At 41.0% G+C, this 16,596-nt stretch carries 14 protein-coding genes; 9 read left to right on the top strand and 5 right to left on the bottom strand.

Translation table 11 applies throughout. The features are described 5' to 3' along the window. The coding region (gene galT, locus PTE_RS05185) for a galactose-1-phosphate uridylyltransferase (protein ID WP_036843857.1) at positions 1–411 on the top strand (411 nt) is incomplete at its 5' end. A 66-nt stretch (positions 412–477) separates the two neighbouring features. Next, positions 478–1,677, top strand: coding sequence for a galactokinase (gene galK, locus PTE_RS05180; protein WP_051477186.1), 1,200 nt, complete (start codon positions 478–480; stop codon positions 1,675–1,677). On the opposite strand, the gene satP is transcribed toward galK, so the two are convergent. Next, the gene (gene satP, locus PTE_RS05175) at positions 1,678–2,244 is read right to left on the bottom strand and encodes an acetate uptake transporter (RefSeq protein ID WP_036843856.1); all 567 of its coding nucleotides are present in this window, start codon (positions 2,242–2,244) and stop codon (positions 1,678–1,680) included. 314 nt (positions 2,245–2,558) lie between these two features. Here satP and dnaK point away from each other — a divergent pair, with 314 nt between their 5' ends. Both dnaK and dnaJ read left to right on the top strand, forming a co-directional pair. Continuing rightward, the gene (gene dnaK / locus PTE_RS05170) at positions 2,559–4,466 is read left to right on the top strand and encodes a molecular chaperone DnaK (RefSeq protein WP_036843855.1); all 1,908 of its coding nucleotides are present in this window, start codon (positions 2,559–2,561) and stop codon (positions 4,464–4,466) included. A gap of 110 nt (positions 4,467–4,576) precedes the next feature. Further along, positions 4,577–5,701 (top strand): molecular chaperone DnaJ, encoded by a 1,125-nt coding sequence (gene dnaJ, locus PTE_RS05165; protein WP_036843854.1) that lies wholly within the window; start codon positions 4,577–4,579, stop codon positions 5,699–5,701. A gap of 99 nt (positions 5,702–5,800) precedes the next feature. Here dnaJ and PTE_RS05160 read toward each other — a convergent pair whose 3' ends face one another. The 3 genes from PTE_RS05160 to PTE_RS05150 all read right to left on the bottom strand — a co-directional run bounded on the left by PTE_RS05160 (position 5,801) and on the right by PTE_RS05150 (position 10,031). Then, positions 5,801–7,105 carry a carbohydrate porin gene (locus PTE_RS05160; protein WP_081738160.1) on the bottom strand — a complete coding sequence of 435 codons (1,305 nt, stop codon included), beginning with the start codon at positions 7,103–7,105 and terminating at the stop codon, positions 5,801–5,803. After that, on the bottom strand, positions 7,089–8,510 hold the full coding sequence (ascB, locus tag PTE_RS05155; RefSeq protein ID WP_036843852.1) for a 6-phospho-beta-glucosidase: 1,422 nt from the start codon (positions 8,508–8,510) through the stop codon (positions 7,089–7,091). Before ascB ends, PTE_RS05160 begins: the two co-directional genes overlap by 17 nt. 75 nt (positions 8,511–8,585) lie before the next feature. Beyond that, complete coding sequence (locus tag PTE_RS05150) at positions 8,586–10,031, bottom strand: PTS transporter subunit EIIC (protein WP_051477184.1); 1,446 nt, start codon at positions 10,029–10,031, stop codon at positions 8,586–8,588. A gap of 451 nt (positions 10,032–10,482) precedes the next feature. On the opposite strand from PTE_RS05150, the gene PTE_RS05145 reads away from it, so the two are divergent. The 5 genes from PTE_RS05145 to nhaR all read left to right on the top strand — a co-directional run bounded on the left by PTE_RS05145 (position 10,483) and on the right by nhaR (position 16,010). Beyond that, positions 10,483–11,334 (top strand): PRD domain-containing protein, encoded by an 852-nt coding sequence (locus PTE_RS05145; protein WP_036843851.1) that lies wholly within the window; start codon positions 10,483–10,485, stop codon positions 11,332–11,334. 121 nt (positions 11,335–11,455) lie between these two features. Next, a complete protein-coding gene (locus tag PTE_RS05140) occupies positions 11,456–13,303 on the top strand; it encodes a beta-glucoside-specific PTS transporter subunit IIABC (RefSeq protein ID WP_036843850.1) in 1,848 nt (615 codons plus the stop codon). Between the two features lie 98 nt (positions 13,304–13,401). Further along, entirely contained in the window at positions 13,402–13,563 is a 162-nt protein-coding gene (locus PTE_RS25590) for a hypothetical protein (RefSeq protein WP_165577073.1), read from the top strand. A 151-nt stretch (positions 13,564–13,714) separates the two neighbouring features. Next, positions 13,715–14,881, top strand: a complete 1,167-nt coding sequence (gene nhaA / locus PTE_RS05135; protein ID WP_036843849.1) for a Na+/H+ antiporter NhaA — start codon at positions 13,715–13,717, stop codon at positions 14,879–14,881. A 214-nt stretch (positions 14,882–15,095) separates the two neighbouring features. After that, positions 15,096–16,010, top strand: coding sequence for a transcriptional activator NhaR (nhaR, locus tag PTE_RS05130; RefSeq protein WP_036844274.1), 915 nt, complete (start codon positions 15,096–15,098; stop codon positions 16,008–16,010). Positions 16,011–16,084: 74 nt separating this feature from the next. On the opposite strand, the gene rpsT is transcribed toward nhaR, so the two are convergent. Then, positions 16,085–16,345, bottom strand: a complete 261-nt coding sequence (gene rpsT, locus PTE_RS05125; RefSeq protein WP_036843848.1) for a 30S ribosomal protein S20 — start codon at positions 16,343–16,345, stop codon at positions 16,085–16,087. Positions 16,346–16,596: the final 251 nt, after the last annotated feature.

The following is a 16,596-nucleotide window of genomic DNA, read 5'->3' as shown; positions in this document are numbered from 1 at the left end:
GTTAATACCCTGCATTGGCTGGCGGTTGTGCCTTATTGGGCAGCATGGCCCTATGAAACAATGTTGTTACCTAAAGTTCATGTCCGTCGTATGAGTGAATTAACAGATGAACAACGTGATGATTTAGCGGTCGCACTTAAAAAACTCACTAGCCGTTATGATAATTTATTTCAAAGTTCTTTTCCTTATTCGATGGGCTGGCATTTTGCCCCGTTTTTTGAACAAGATACAGATATTGAGCATTGGCAATTACACGCACTTTTCTATCCGCCGTTATTGCGGTCTGCTACCGTGCGAAAATTCATGGTGGGCTATGAAATGTTTGCTGAAACGCAACGTGATTTAACGGCAGAGCAAGCAGCTCAAATTTTGCGTGCTTTGAGTGATGTACATTATAAAGAGCAAAAGTGATTATGCCCGGTGGCGATATTTCATTGAAAGTATCGTGCGGTTAACGCTATATTTGAGAATAAAGTGATGAAAACTTTAATTAATTGTGCTAAAGATATTTTTAATTCAGTATTCCATTATACACCGACACATATTATTCAAGCGCCAGGTCGGGTTAATTTGATTGGAGAGCATACTGATTATAATGACGGCTTTGTATTGCCATGTGCCATTAATTACCAAGTTGTGGTTGCTGCGGCGAAGCGACAGGACAATATTATTCGTGTTGTTTCAGTTGATTATGGTAATCAATTAGATGAGTTTGATATCAGTCAGCCTATTATATTTCACGAAAGTAAAATGTGGGCTAATTATATTCGAGGGGTTGTGAAGTATTTGCTCCATCGTGGATATGTATTTAAAGGGGCAGATATTGTCGTGACGGGTAATGTGCCGCAGGGCGCTGGATTAAGCTCATCGGCTGCATTGGAAACGGCTATTGGTCAAACATTTAAAACCCTTTACCACTTAACGATTAGTCAAACAGAAATTGCGCTAAATGGACAGCAGGCGGAAAATGAATTTGTGGGATGTCATTGCGGCATTATGGATCAATTAATTTCAGCAGAAGGGAAAAATAATTATGCGTTATTAATTGATTGTCGGAATTTAACCATTCAGGCTGTGTCTATGCCTAAAGATATAGCGGTTATTATTATTAATTCAAATAAGAAACGAGAATTGGTTGGCAGTGAATATAATATTCGCCGGACTCAATGTGAGCAAGCGGCGGCATTATTTGGTGTTAAAGCTTTACGGGATGTGACAATAGATGAGTTTGAAAAGCGTATCTTTGAGCTTGATGGGGTAGTCGCTAAACGTGCACGCCATGTGATCACAGAAAATGAGCGTACGCTTTTGGCAGCAAAAGCATTAATGGCCGGTGGTGATATATCGTTAATCGCGGAACTCATGGCACAATCACATCAGTCAATGCGTGATGACTTTGAAATTACCGTACCTGAAATTGATATCTTGGTTGATATTGTGAAGCAAGTTATCGGTAAACAGGGTGGGGTAAGAATGACTGGAGGGGGATTTGGCGGTTGTGTGGTTGCGTTAGTGCCACAAGTACAGGTTGATGCTGTTAAGGCCGCGGTAGAACAACACTATTTTGCATCGACAGGTCTGAAAGAGACCCTTTATGTGTGTCAGGCTATGGATGGTGCAAGCTTAGTTGAAAGAGGGAGTGAGAAAACTTTCCCTCTTCCAACCCGCGGTTTATGACTATTTTATCTCGCCAATAGGCAGGATAGTGCGGCCATACTGTTCATTCAGTACTTCCGCCATGGCCAGATAAAACGCACTGACGCCACAAATGATCCCTTCATAACCGGCAATCGTCAGAAGCGCGGTATTTCCAGTAAAGTTGCCAATGGCTAACAAAGCGAATAACAGTGTCAGGCCACCAAAGATAAACTGGAGTACGCGGTTAGTCTTGAAGGTGCCAAAGAACATAAACAGAGTAAAAACACCCCACAAACCAAGATATACCGCCAAATACTGACTGCTGGTGGCTTCTGCCAGTCCCATTTTTGGCAGAAACAGTAACCCGACTAGACTGAGCCAAAACAGCCCATAAGAGGTGAAAGCCGTTGCGGCAAAAGTATTGCCTTTCTTATATTCAAAAAGTCCCGCCAGTATTTGGGCCAGACCGCCATAAAAAATGCCCATGCTCAGGACAACTGATGCCAGTGGAAAGAAACCTGCGTTGTGCAGATTAAGCAGAATGGTTGTCATGCCGAAACCCATCAAACCTAAAGGGCCGGGATTTGCCAACTGATTAGTGCTCATAAGTCCTCTGAAAGAAAATCGTAAAAGTAATAAATAGCAAAGGTGGCGAATCATAATGATCTGTCAGCAAGGAAACAATGACCTGTGAAATAATAAAAAGGTTTTTTTTTCACGCCCCCCTTGATGATGGTTTTAACGGCCCCATCTTATAATCAACCGCGGTTGCTAATCGCTGTCCTATACAGCTGATGTATATAAGCAAAGGTGAGGAATCGCATAGAGGCAATAAAAATAGGTGCCGTTGAAAAGCAGATAACCATCCTCATATTGATTAGCAACTTGACTGATTACGAATTTCTTGTGGAGGCGTTTAGATGGGTAAAATTATTGGTATCGACTTGGGAACTACCAACTCTTGTGTAGCTATTATGGATGGCACGACAGCTCGTGTACTGGAAAACAGCGAAGGTGATCGTACAACTCCTTCCATTATTGCATATACCCAGGATGGTGAAACTCTGGTTGGTCAACCGGCTAAACGTCAGGCTGTTACTAACCCGCAAAATACGCTGTTTGCTATTAAGCGTCTGATTGGTCGTCGTTTCCAGGACGAAGAAGCACAACGTGACGTAGCTATCATGCCATACAAAATCATTGCGGCAGATAACGGTGACGCATGGCTGGAAGTGAAAGACCAGAAAATGGCTCCTCCTCAGGTTTCTGCTGAAGTTCTGAAGAAAATGAAGAAAACAGCTGAAGACTACTTGGGTGAGCCGGTAACTGAAGCAGTTATCACTGTACCTGCCTATTTCAACGATGCTCAGCGTCAGGCAACAAAAGACGCAGGTCGTATCGCAGGTCTGGAAGTAAAACGTATTATCAACGAACCAACCGCAGCTGCACTGGCTTACGGCCTGGACAGAGAAGTGGGTAACCGTACTATCGCGGTTTATGACCTGGGTGGCGGTACTTTCGATATCTCTATTATCGAAATTGATGAAGTTGACGGCGAAAAAACCTATGAAGTTCTTGCAACCAACGGTGATACTCACTTGGGTGGTGAAGATTTCGACAGCCGTATGATCAACTATCTGGTTGACGAATTTAAGAAAGATCAGGGCATTGATTTGCGTAATGATCCACTGGCAATGCAACGTCTGAAAGAAGCGGCGGAAAAAGCAAAAATTGAGCTTTCTTCTGCACAGCAGACCGATGTTAACCTGCCGTACATCACTGCGGATGCAACGGGTCCTAAGCACATGAACATCAAAGTGACCCGTGCGAAACTGGAATCACTAGTAGAAGACCTGGTTAAACGTTGTATGGAGCCGGTACGGGTTGCATTGCAAGATGCTGGACTGTCAGTTTCTGATGTGCAAGATGTGATTCTGGTGGGCGGTCAGACCCGTATGCCAATGGTGCAGAAAGTGGTTGCTGACTTCTTCGGTAAAGAACCACGTAAAGACGTGAACCCTGACGAAGCGGTAGCGATGGGTGCTGCGGTACAGGGCGGTGTTCTGGCTGGTGATGTGAAAGACGTATTGCTTCTGGACGTAACGCCTCTGTCTCTGGGTATCGAAACGATGGGCGGCGTGATGACTTCCCTCATTACGAAAAACACCACTATCCCAACTAAACACAGCCAGGTGTTCTCTACGGCAGAAGATAACCAATCTGCGGTAACTATCCATGTATTGCAGGGTGAGCGTAAACGTTCCGGCGATAACAAATCTCTGGGTCAGTTCAATCTGGATGGTATTCAGCCGGCACCTCGTGGTATGCCTCAGATCGAAGTCACTTTTGACATCGATGCCGACGGCATTCTGCACGTATCTGCTAAAGATAAAAACAGTGGCCGCGAACAGCAGATCACCATTAAGGCTTCTTCTGGTCTGAATGAGGAAGAGATCCAACAGATGGTTCGTGATGCAGAAGCTAACGCTGAATCTGATCGTAAGTTTGAAGAGTTGGTACAGACGCGTAACCAGGCAGATCAACTTGTTCACGGTACTCGTAAACAAGTAGAAGAAGCGGGTGACAAACTGCCAGCAGAAGATAAAACAGCTATTGAAAGCGCGGTAACTGCATTGGAAACTGCCGCTAAAGGCGAAGATAAAGCGGATATCGAAGCGAAAATTCAGGCTCTGGTTCAGGCTTCCGCTAAACTATTGGAAATTGCTCAGCAGCAGGCTCAGGCTGGTGCAGCAGACGCGGGTGACAGCGCGAAAAAAGATGACAACGTTGTAGACGCTGAATTCGAAGAAGTTAAAGACAAAAAATGATTAGCCCTTAGCGGGCGCAGTGACAGTGGATAACAACTGTTGCTGATTAACCGGCACGGGCGTTGAGGGAACTCTGCGCCCGTGCGCGCATGTTAAGGGTAAAATAAGAGATGGCAAAAAGAGATTGTTACGAAGTTTTGGGGGTCTCCAAAACAGCCGACGAAAAAGAGATTAAAAAAGCCTATAAACGGCTGGCAATGAAATATCATCCTGATCGTAATCAGGGCGATAAAGATGCGGAAGGCAAATTCAAAGAAGTTAAAGAAGCCTATGAAATTCTGACTGACGATCAGAAACGGGCTGCTTATGACCAATATGGTCATGCTGCTTTTGAGCAAGGTGGCATGGGCGGCGGTGGTGGCGGTGCTGATTTCAGTGATATCTTTGGTGACGTTTTCGGTGATATCTTCGGTGGTGGTCGTCGTCAGCAGCGTCCAAGCCGCGGTGCTGATTTGCGTTACAGCATGGAACTGACACTGGAAGAAGCGGTTCGTGGTGTGACCAAAGAGATCCGTATCCCGACATTGGAAACCTGTGATGCCTGTCATGGCAGTGGTGCTAAAGCCGGTACCAGCCCTGTCACCTGTTCAACCTGTCAGGGTTCTGGTCAGGTTCATATGCGTCAGGGTTTCTTCACCGTTCAGCAACCTTGCCCACATTGTCATGGGCGTGGTCAGATCATTAAAGATTCTTGTAACAAGTGTCATGGTCATGGTCGTGTCGAAAAATATAAAACGCTGTCTGTTAAGATCCCGGCTGGTGTAGACACCGGTGATCGCATTCGCCTGAGTGGTGAGGGTGAAGCGGGTGGTAAGGGCGCACCGGCAGGTGATTTGTATGTTCAGGTACAGGTGAAAAAGCACCATATTTTCGAGCGTGAAGAAAATAATCTCTATTGTGAAGTGCCAGTTAACTTTGCCATGGCGGCACTGGGTGGGGAAATCGAAGTCCCAACCCTTGATGGCCGTGTGAAACTGAAAATACCTGCTGAAACCCAGACAGGTAAGATGTTCCGCATGAAAGGTAAAGGTGTTAAATCTGTCCGTGGCGGCGTTCAGGGTGATTTACTGTGCCGGGTGGTAGTAGAAACTCCGGTTAAATTGAACGAAAGACAGAAAGAATTACTGCGTGAATTGGGAGAATCTTTAGGTGGTACTGGTGGCGAAACCAACAGCCCACGTTCTAAAAGTTTCTTTGATGGCGTAAAGAAATTTTTTGATGATTTGACCAAATAGCCGTGCATATTTTCATAATAGCGCTGTGTTTATAAATACAGCTCAGATTATTGATAAAGTCCTCGTTTTCACGCGAGGACTTTTTGTTCTGGCTGAAAATTATAAACTAAAGGTAATTTGTGTGAGTAAATTATAAGCATCGTCCTCTTTTGGTGTTACTGAGGGGTGATGAGTATAGGATAAGCTGTTGGTCCAATAGATCCCGTTGTAAACACGATACGAATATGACGCGGAAGCGGTTGCACTATAACTTTCAGCAGATTGACCGTTACGGGCGAAGTAATCTTTTGCGTCATCACTGAACTTATTATATGACAAACCAAAAGTAAGCATATCGGTCGGACGTGAATCGAATGGACCAATGCTGAACAACGATAACGAAACATCGGTATTAAACAGGTTACGATCCTTTGGTGCATAGTTGGCTTTACCATCAATATACCAGCCGCGGAAAGGCATTGACGCATCCGGTTTGGTTATCTGGCGGGTAACCGCGATATAATGAGAGTAGGTATGATCTTCATATTCTGAGTTGTTATAGTTAAAATAAGGTGTTTTATTAAACACCGAGCCGCCTCGAATCCAGATCATGTTTTCCGTTTCATTGGCATTAACACGATAACCTAATTCATTGATGACTAACGTACCCGCACTGGGAAGTTTCCAGCGCAGGCCATAAGTATTGTATTTTGAGTCCGCTCTTAAACCTTCCGAGCTTTGACTTCTGGCAACGCCAATATGGTCATACCAACGTTTATTTTCCGATAAAAACCGAATATCTATCGATGGACTCGGTTTTGTACTGGGCAGACCGGCCTGGGACAACATCACGCTGGTTGGCCCCAGGGCAGATGACGCTGTACTGCTACCGAAAAACAGCCCATAGAAATGAGAGAGCAGTGTTGTGTAGCCGTAATTCAATATCACCCGATCATTAAATAAAGGTTGGTTAATAGAAAAAGCGGAAATAAAAGGATGCCCATCTTGACCATTATTTTTAAAGTTATTGTAAGCATAGTTTAGACCTACACGTAATTGTGCCTTATCAGTGAAACCAATCCGCGATAAATCATAGGTCAGTTCTGTAATAAACATATTACCGGTGGTTAAGCGTTGGCCTACATAGTTAGGATTAGAGGTATTTTTCCAGTTTCTTGAAACATCATAGGTTAGATTTGTTAACATTTGGATATTTGCATAAAAACCATGATCTGCCATCTCTTTTCTGAGACCGCCCCATTCAGGAAATACGGTATCGCAGGCGGATGAAACCGAAGGTGTTTCCGGACCTCTTGGTAAAAGGGCATCATATGAACTACAGTCACTTTTTGTCGCTGCAACTGTATTGCTATGAAGCAGAATAAGCGACAGCGTTAATAAAAGAAATTTATTGGCTATTTTCATTTTTTACCTCCGGGGCTTTAAGAATATTTCCGTGACTGCTTATAACATCTTTATACCAGCTAAAACTTTTCTTACGCCGCCGTTCCAGTGTGCCATTGCCCTGGTCATCACGATCGACATAAATAAACCCGTATCGTTTTGACATTTCCGCGGTAGAAGCGCTGACCAAATCTATTGGCCCCCATGAGGTATATCCTAATAACTGAACACCATCTTCAATGGCTTCCCGTACCTGGAATAAATGATCGTTGAGATATTGAATACGATAATCATCAATAATAGTGCCATCGTCTTGAATAACATCTCTGGCGCCCAAACCGTTTTCTACAATAAACAGTGGCTTCTGGTAACGGTCATACAGCATATTGAGCAGATAACGAATGCCCTTAGGATCTATTTGCCATCCCCATTCTGAGCTGGACAAATAAGGGTTTTTCACCGGATTAATCAGATTCCCAGCGGTCTTATTAATTTCTGGGTCTGTCGTTGCACAACAGCTCATGTAGTAACTGAAAGAAAGGAAATCTACGGTTTCTTTTAGTGCTTGTATATCTTCATCTGTTATATCGAGCGTAATATTCTGCTCTTTAAACAGGCGTGTCATATAGGATGGATAATACCCACGTGCCTGTACATCAAAAAAGAACAGCGATTCTCTATTCTTTTTCAATGATTCTAGTGCATCATCAGGATGACAAGTTAATGGGTAGTAAGATGCTGCCGCTACCATATTACCGATTTTTGCATCAGGAATGATTTCATGGCAGGCTTTAACCGCTTTGGCACTGGCAACTAGCTGATAGTGTAGAGCCTGATAAATATCCTGAATTTTACTGTTTTCCGGTAATCCTGCACCGGTAAAGCAAGAAAATAAAGACATGTTAATTTCATTGAATGTCAGCCAGTATTTTACTTTATGTTTGTAACGTTCAAAGACCGTTCTGGCGTAACGGTCAAAAAACTCAATTGTTTTACGATTTCCCCAGCCGCCATATTTTTTTACTAAACCATAAGGCATTTCAAAATGAGACAGCGTAATTAATGGTTGAATATGATATTTTCTCATTTCGTCAAAAAGGCGATCATAAAAAGCTAGACCATTTTCGTTCGGAGTTTCTTCATCACCTTCGGGAAATATCCGTGTCCAGGCGATAGAGGTTCTCAGACATTTAAATCCCATTTCAGCAAACAGCGCAATATCGTCAGGATAACGATGGTAAAAATCAATACCAATATCCTTGATATGGAAATCACCCAAATTGCGTTCTATACTGTGGTCAATAACGCCGTGAGGTTGCATATCTGAGGTTGATAACCCTTTTCCACCTGTTTGATAAGCGCCTTCGGCCTGATTTGCAGCTAATGCGCCTCCCCAAAGGAAGTCTGCTGGAAATTGTTTTTTCATGGTTTTCCTCTTTTTTATTACTCGTTAAACTTAGAAGATATCGTCTTAATACGACACGTTTTATCAGCGTTTAAATTAATTTGTTGTGCGGGATATGCTTTGTGAAGCTTTAGCCTCTGACGGTACACCGAATAAATAGGTTGTAATACAGGAAAACATGAATGAACCCAGTGAACCTAAAATTACACTCCAGAAAGCGTTGTCTATTCCAGCCGGGGAAATAAATGAGGTAAACGCAAAGACACCCATACCGCCGAAGTTATGTGCTGTCCCAGAATAGAAGCCGACAACAGCACCACCAAGTGCACCGCCAATACAACCGATAATAAATGGACGTTTCAGTGGTAGTGTCACACCATAAATAGACGGCTCAGTAATGCCAAAGAGACTTGATATGAATGCAGTTCCTGATAACGTTTTCATATTCTTATCGCGTGTACGTAGAAATACACCTAATGTTGCACCTGCCTGACCAAATATTGCTGGCTGGAGCAGTGGGGAGAGCATATCTTTTCCTTGTGTCATCATATTATTGATTATTATTGGGATGAGTCCCCAATGCAGACCGAAAATGACACAAACTTGCCATATTGCTCCCATTATAATCCCAGCAATGACCGGGTTCAGTTGATAGAAAAAGAGATATCCTGCCGCCAGACCATTACTGAGTTCCGTTGCCACAGGGCCAATGACCAGAAAAGTCAGAGGAATGGTAATCAACAGGCACAGGAAAGGCGTAATAAATATTTTGAAGGAGGAATGAAACCAACTATTGAGCTTCTTTTCCAAAAAGCAGCTAAACCATGCGGATAAAATAATAGGAACCACTGTCGAGCTGTAATTAATGAAAGTGATGGGAATACCCAGGAAATCTAAGTGAATGTCTGGCGTCGTTTGAGAAAGTTTAAATGCTTCGGTCATGGTTGGATAAGTTAATACCGCCCCAATAACCATAGTAATAAAAGGGTTTCCACCGAATCGCTTACCGGCGGTATACCCTAATAAAATAGGCATGAAATAAAGCATTGCATCGCCGGTAGCGAATAAAATTTTATAGGTGCCACTGTCTATATTCATCCAATTAAATACATTGGATAAAGCGATTATTCCTTTAATTAATCCGGCAGCAACCAGCACACCTAATAGTGGTGTAAAAATACTGGAAATAATATCAATTGCGCCATCAAAAATACGTTTTAAACCTTTTGTATTCTCTTTTTTTATCTCTTGTTGTGAGGTTACACCTTGTTTATTCTCGGTTTTCTTCGTATTATCCTGTAAATATTTATTATTGATATCATCGTAGACATCACCTACATGGCTACCAATAACCACCTGATATTGCCCACCACTCTCTACTACGGTGATAATTCCTGTTGTCTGTTTAAGTAATTCGCTGTTAGCTAAACTCCTATCTTTAAGTTTAAATCGTAAACGTGTGGCACAATGGACAAGGCTGGATATGTTTTCTTTCCCGCCTATTGTGCTGACTATCTTATCAGCCAGACTTTCGTACCTCATTAGACTTCCCCTTCTTTGAATTAAGTTGAAAACAGCGAAAGGCCGAATTTAAGTCAAAAAAAAACCTAACCCACCATCTAATAGCCCTGGAATAGGGGCATAGTAGATAATGGATTAGGTTTTGCCCGACATCAGTCGCAACTAAGTCGGTAACAAGCCTAGATCAATATTTATAAATTAGTTATTCCTTATGATACTTGCAAGTCATTAAGAATAATTTTGGCAAAAATGTGATACTTATCATAAATGCCCCAGGTAAACTGCGCCTGTTGTTGTATCATTGACTTTATAAAAATTATACCTTAGCCTGAAAGATGGAATATCTATATGAATTAGTGTATAGGAGTGTCAATGACTAGGACTGACTAGATCAGGCACAACTAGGTCACGGATATATCTTACCTATTCTATAGGTTAGGGCTGATAATAGTTTATCCTTAAGGTATACCTTTTGTTAACGATAATAAAACTCATAAATAATAATGTCGTTCTTGCTATTGATGAGAATAATAATGAAATGATTCTTATGGATAAGGGCATAGGATTTAATCGGAAAAAAGGGGACAGGCTACATATTCAAGATGTTGCAAAAATTTTTACTGTCGAAAAACACTGTAAAATAAATCAGATCCTTTCTACTATCCCTGTTTCAGTTATAGAGTTAACTGAGAAAATTATCACATTGGGTAAAGATTTTCTTGCCAAGCCTCTTAACGATTCATTACTCATTACTTTGTCAGAACATTTAAACTTTGCATTTGAGCGTGTGCGCAAAGGGTATCAGATTGGTAATGTCTTGCAGTGGGAGATTCCCCATCTTTATCCGTTAGAATATGAAATTGGTAAACAGGCGCTTATTCATATTAATAACCAGATTGAAACGCCATTACCACCGATAGAAGCCTCATTGATTGCCTTGCATTTTGTTAATGCTCAATATGAAGGGCAAACGATGGGAGATACATTAAAATTAACGAATTTAATTAATAAAACTGTTAAACTCATTCACTACTATTTTCATGTTAACCTTGATTCAACGTCAGTAAATTATTCTCGTTTTATTACTCATCTGCGCTATTTCTTAATCAGACAAAATAAAAATCAGCACTCGTCTGCTATTGAAATGGATTTCTCATTGCAAGAATTGATAGAGGAAAAATATTTCAAAAGTTACAACTGTGCAGTGAAATTAATAAAATATCTGCGAGAAAAATATCAGTGGAAAGTTCCCGATGATGAACTGATTTATTTGGTGATTCATATAGAACGGGTGGTCAATGATAGTTATAAGGCCAGAAATTAATAGTAATAGCAAATGAGTCGTCAAATAGGTTTGTAGACAGGTATTAATTTAAACAATATGAGATAAATAGATTTATGTGGTTTGGTTATTTTTGACAATAGATTAGATGTGGGTGGTAAAAATGAATTATGAAGACTTAGCGAAAGATATTATTATTTTTCTTGGGGGAGGGGGGAATATAAATAAAAGTTGGCATTGTGTTACCAGATTACGTTTTAATGTTATAGATGATAGTAAAGTAGATATTGCCGGGATAAAGAAAATTCAGGGGGTTATGGGGGCGCGTTTCCATAGTGGACAGTTGCAAATAATTATTGGTAATAGAGTTATTGAAATATTTAGTGAAATAATTAAGCAATTGAAAGAGAGTGAAAGTGGTTGTTATGACCAAAATAAAAGCCGGGTAAGTCATATTTTTGATATAATCTCAGGTATATTTGTTCCCATATTGCCAGCGATAGTTGGCGCTGGGTTACTGAAAGGCGGGTTGATTTTTTTCTATACGATGAACTGGATTTCAGCGGAGAGTAATGAGTATAAATTATTATATATTATTTCTGATGCGCCTCTGTATTTTTTGCCTGTTCTTCTTGCCTTTTCGGCGGCAAGAAAATTTAAAACTAACGAATTTATTGCGGCAACGTTAGCATGTGTTTTAATTTATCCAACATTATCTGATCTTATAAGCGCCTCTGGTGGTGGATATTTCGATGTGTTTGGTGTCTCTGTTCCCGCTATTCATTATAGCTACACTGCCATTCCAATTATCTTAGGTGTTTGGTTACTTAGTTATATCCATAGATGGGTAGACAGATTTATTCCAATGGTATTAAAAATAATATTTACGCCATTGTTAGTCTTATTGATTTCCGTGCCAATTTTATTAATTATTGCTGCGCCGTTAGGAAATGCAATTGGCTTGTATCTTGAGAAGATGATTTTAGAATTATTTTCTGTGGTTGGACCATTTGCGGGATTATTACTGGGAGGACTGATACCTATTTTGGTGATTACTGGGATGCATTATGCTTTTTTACCGAGTGTTTTTGCTAATTTTAAATCTCTCGGATATGATTTTATGCTATTACCAATCAGTTTTGCCAGTAATATCGCACAAGCTGGCGCTACATTGGCAGTTGCAATTAAAATTAAAGATAGACAGATGAAATCATTAGCATATTCAGCCTCATTTTCTGCTTTTTTAGGGGTAACTGAACCCGCAATGTATGGTGTTACTCTTAAATTAAAAAAGCCTTTTTATGCAGCATTAATTGGAGGGGCAGTTGGTGGGGCTATTGTGGGTATTTTTTCTATAAAAATATTTGCTTTTAGTATTCCAGGATTGGTATCACTCCCTTTTTATATGCAAAAAGATAGCAATAATTTTCTTTCTATTTTGTTTGGGATTTGTTGTAGTTTCTTAGTTGCGTTTATACTCACGTTATTAATGAAATTAGAACCTAATAGTGAGTCTATGGTATTAACAAATCCACACTCTTCGAAAACTAAAAAATTTACATTACTTTCTCCTATGACGGGTGAAATTAAACCTCTCTCAAGCGTACCTGACGACACTTTTTCTGAAAAAATCATTGGCGATGGCATTGCTATTATTCCTACCGAAGGTATAGTGAAAGCGCCTTTTAATGGTAAGGTTTCAATGATTACTCCAACTGGACATGCTATTGGTTTAATTTCCGATCAAGGAATTGAATTATTGATTCATATTGGTATTGAAACTGTAGATTTACAAGGAAAGGGGTTTAATTTGCAGGTTATGGAAGGTCAGATTGTGGTTGCCGGTGACATATTAGTTAATTTCGATATTTCTTTTCTTCAAGAGAATCAGATTCAACTGATATCACCGATTATTATCACTAATAGCGAAGAATATTGTGAAATAATTCCTGCTGAGAAAAAATCGGTTATGGCGGTTAAGGATTCTTTGCTAATTATTAATAAGTGTTAATTTTTTAAGTTATTTATATGTGTTAATGATTTTCTTAATATATTTCACATAATATGCATTCATGTTGAATACGAATATTTTGCGATGAGCACTATGAAATGACTACTGCTGAACTCGAAAAAATCCATGCTGAAATAGTAAAATTAATGGCAAAAACAACAAAGATAAACCGTGAGGCCATGTGGTATCTGATTGTCGTCGCTTCCTGCCTTATTGGTGTGGTAGCTACCATTACAACTCTGTTGCTCAAATTCATTTAATGGCTCCCTCTGGTTGATAATCTACTTTTATTGAGATGTAGATCATCAATAGATCGGTTATAGCGAATTATTCTGGCTATAAAATCGATTTTTTTCGAAATTATAGTTGGAGTACTATTTATGACCCGATCAATTTCAGAGGTTAATCATCGTGACAGCAATTATTCGTCAATTCCTGAAATTAGAAGCGGCTGGAGGGCTTCTTCTTATCATTGCAGCCATTATTGCGCTGATAATGGCGAATTCGCCATTACAGGGTGTTTATCAGCAATTTCTTAACATTCCGGTAGCAGTACAATTTTCTGCACTGGAGATAAATAAACCTTTATTGTTGTGGATAAATGACGGCTTGATGGCTGTCTTCTTTTTGATTGTTGGTTTAGAAGTTAAGCGTGAGCTGCTGGAAGGTTCTTTGGTGGGGCGTGATAAAGCGGTATTTCCAGTGATAGCGGCTATGGGTGGTATGGTCGCACCGGCATTGATCTATCTGCTATTTAATGGCAGTGATGAGTTTACCCGTCAGGGATGGGCTATTCCTGCGGCAACAGATATCGCATTTGCCCTGGGTGTGATGGCGCTATTGGCTAAACGGGTACCAACAGAACTCAAGGTTTTTCTACTGGCATTAGCGATTATTGATGATCTGGGCGTTATTGTGATCATTGCTCTGTTTTATACCAAAACAGTTTCCCTTGTTGCGCTTGGATTATCGGCAGCAATGATTGCTTTGCTGATTTGGATGAATTGGCGTGGTGTCGAAAAAACATCGGCTTATCTGGTTATTGGCACAATTCTTTGGGTTTGCATCTTGAAATCGGGTGTTCATGCAACGCTGGCCGGCGTCATCGTTGGTTTTCTTATTCCTCTGCGTTGCCGGAATGGTCATTCACCCTCTGAATCACTTGAACATGGATTACATCCTTGGGTGGCGTATCTTATTTTGCCGTTATTTGCATTTGCCAATGCAGGTGTGATCCTGAGTGGCGTTACGTTGAATGGTTTGACTGATATGTTACCGTTGGGTATTGCGGCGGCTCTGTTTCTTGGTAAGCCACTGGGAATTTTCCTGTTCAGCTATATTTCCATCAAGATGGGATTGGCTAAATTGCCACAACGGATTAGTCTTAAACAGATATTTGCTGTTTCGGTTCTTTGTGGGATTGGCTTTACCATGTCCATCTTTATTTCAGGGTTGGCTTTTGAGGGAGCAGGTGAATCTTTCAGTACCTATTCCCGTCTGGGAATTCTGATTGGCTCAACAACTGCCGCGCTAATGGGCTATGGTTTGTTACGAATGGTCTTACCAAAGAAAAAGTGATGGCAGAGCCGTGATAAATTAATTAACTTAGCCTGATAGTTTCAGAAAGAATTTCCGAACTGACTCTCATTTTTGTACTCGCGGTACAACAATAAAATTGTATCGCGGATATTTTATGTAGCGAAAAAACAGGAAATCGCCGTAAAACGGTAAAAATTAGGAATGTATGGCTGGCGTTGATTATCAGACGAAAGCGATACACAAGGAAAAATATATGCGGGTGTCACATCTGAATTTTAATCATCTCTATTATTTCTGGCATGTTTGTAAGGAAGGGTCTGTGGTTGGGGCGGCAGAAGCGCTTTACCTGACGCCGCAGACGATTACAGGGCAAATAAAAGCACTGGAGGAGCGTTTAGGCGGAAAGTTGTTCAAACGCCAAGGCCGGGGTCTGGTGCCATCAGAACTGGGACAGCTTATCTTCCGCTATGCGGATAAGATGTTTATGCTGAGTCAGGAGATGCTGGATATTGTTAACTACAGCCGTGAATCCAACCTGTTGTTTGATGTTGGTGTTGCTGATGCATTATCTAAACGTCTGGTTAGCCAGGTATTGGAAACGGCGGTGGTGGAACATGAGCAGATCCATCTGCGCTGTTTTGAATCAACCCATGAATTGCTGCTTGAGCAACTGAGTCAGCACAAACTCGATATGATACTGTCTGATTGCCCAGTGGATTCTTCCCAGCAGGAAGGGTTGTTCTCGGTAAAACTGGGTGAGTGCAATGTCAGTTTCTTTTGCCGGCAACCTATTCCGGAAAAGCCTTTCCCAGAATGTTTAGAGGAACGTCGCCTGTTGGTTCCAGGACGTCGCTCTATGTTAGGGCGTAAGCTGTTGACCTGGATCCGTAATAAAAACCTTCAGGTTGAAGTTCTGGGTGAATTTGATGATGCCGCATTAATGAAAGCGTTTGGTATGTATCACAATGCGATTTTCGTTGCGCCGTCTTTGTATACCAATGATATTTTTGCTGACAATGATATTGCTGAAATTGGCCGGCTGGATGCAGTGCAGGAAGAGTATTATGTGATTTTTGCTGAACGAATGATTCAACATCCGGCTGTTCAGCGAGTGTGTAATAAAGATTTTTCCGCGTTGTTTAATGTGCCATCGAAGAAGCGGACTTAAAAAATAATTGATAATAATTGCAAACACAAAAAAACCGGCGAAAGCCGGTTTTTCAGTAATCTAAACGCAAATTATTACATTGCGTTGATTTGAGCTGCCAGATTAGATTTATGACGTGCTGCTTTATTCTTGTGGATCAGACCTTTACAGGCGTGACGATCGACAATAGGTTGCATGTCATTAAATGCTTTCTGTGCAGCTTCTTTATCGCCAGTGGCGATAGCAGCATAGACCTTCTTAATGAAGGTACGCACCATAGAACGACGGCTAGCGTTGTGCTGACGACGTTTTTCAGACTGAATGGCGCGTTTCTTAGCTGATTTGATATTAGCCAAGGTCCAACTCCCAAATATATTCTATCGAGGACAATTCAAAGGCCGAGGAATATGCCTGTTCAGCCTTCTTTTGTCAATGGATTTGTGCAAATAAGCGCCGTTGTACCGCGGCACTTGTTACGTTGTGATGGCGCAGGATTTTATCAGCTTACTTAGCTGGAATACAGTCTTTCACAATAAAAATCTCATTGAATAGTCCAGATGAGAAATAAAATGAATATTTTTCGGGATTCCTGTTCGTTTTTGTTGTA

Source organism: Photorhabdus khanii NC19 (genome assembly GCF_000517265.1).
In the GTDB taxonomy this organism is placed as follows: domain Bacteria; phylum Pseudomonadota; class Gammaproteobacteria; order Enterobacterales; family Enterobacteriaceae; genus Photorhabdus; species Photorhabdus khanii.
Note: the sequence above shows the minus strand (reverse complement) of the source record. Positions and strands in the feature narration are given on the sequence as shown.

Excerpts from the sequence above, each read along its gene's own strand:
- PTE_RS05160 (WP_081738160.1), bottom strand. The coding sequence starts at position 7,105 with ATGAAAATAGCCAATAAATTTCTTTTATTAACGCTGTCGCTTATTCTG.
- ascB (WP_036843852.1), bottom strand. The coding sequence starts at position 8,510 with ATGAAAAAACAATTTCCAGCAGACTTCCTTTGGGGAGGCGCATTAGCT.
- PTE_RS05140 (WP_036843850.1), top strand. The coding sequence starts at position 11,456 with ATGAATTATGAAGACTTAGCGAAAGATATTATTATTTTTCTTGGGGGA.
- nhaR (WP_036844274.1), top strand. The coding sequence starts at position 15,096 with ATGCGGGTGTCACATCTGAATTTTAATCATCTCTATTATTTCTGGCAT.
- dnaK (WP_036843855.1), top strand. The coding sequence starts at position 2,559 with ATGGGTAAAATTATTGGTATCGACTTGGGAACTACCAACTCTTGTGTA.
- satP (WP_036843856.1), bottom strand. The coding sequence starts at position 2,244 with ATGAGCACTAATCAGTTGGCAAATCCCGGCCCTTTAGGTTTGATGGGT.
- PTE_RS25590 (WP_165577073.1), top strand. The coding sequence starts at position 13,402 with ATGACTACTGCTGAACTCGAAAAAATCCATGCTGAAATAGTAAAATTA.
- PTE_RS05150 (WP_051477184.1), bottom strand. The coding sequence starts at position 10,031 with ATGAGGTACGAAAGTCTGGCTGATAAGATAGTCAGCACAATAGGCGGG.
- dnaJ (WP_036843854.1), top strand. The coding sequence starts at position 4,577 with ATGGCAAAAAGAGATTGTTACGAAGTTTTGGGGGTCTCCAAAACAGCC.
- galK (WP_051477186.1), top strand. The coding sequence starts at position 478 with ATGAAAACTTTAATTAATTGTGCTAAAGATATTTTTAATTCAGTATTC.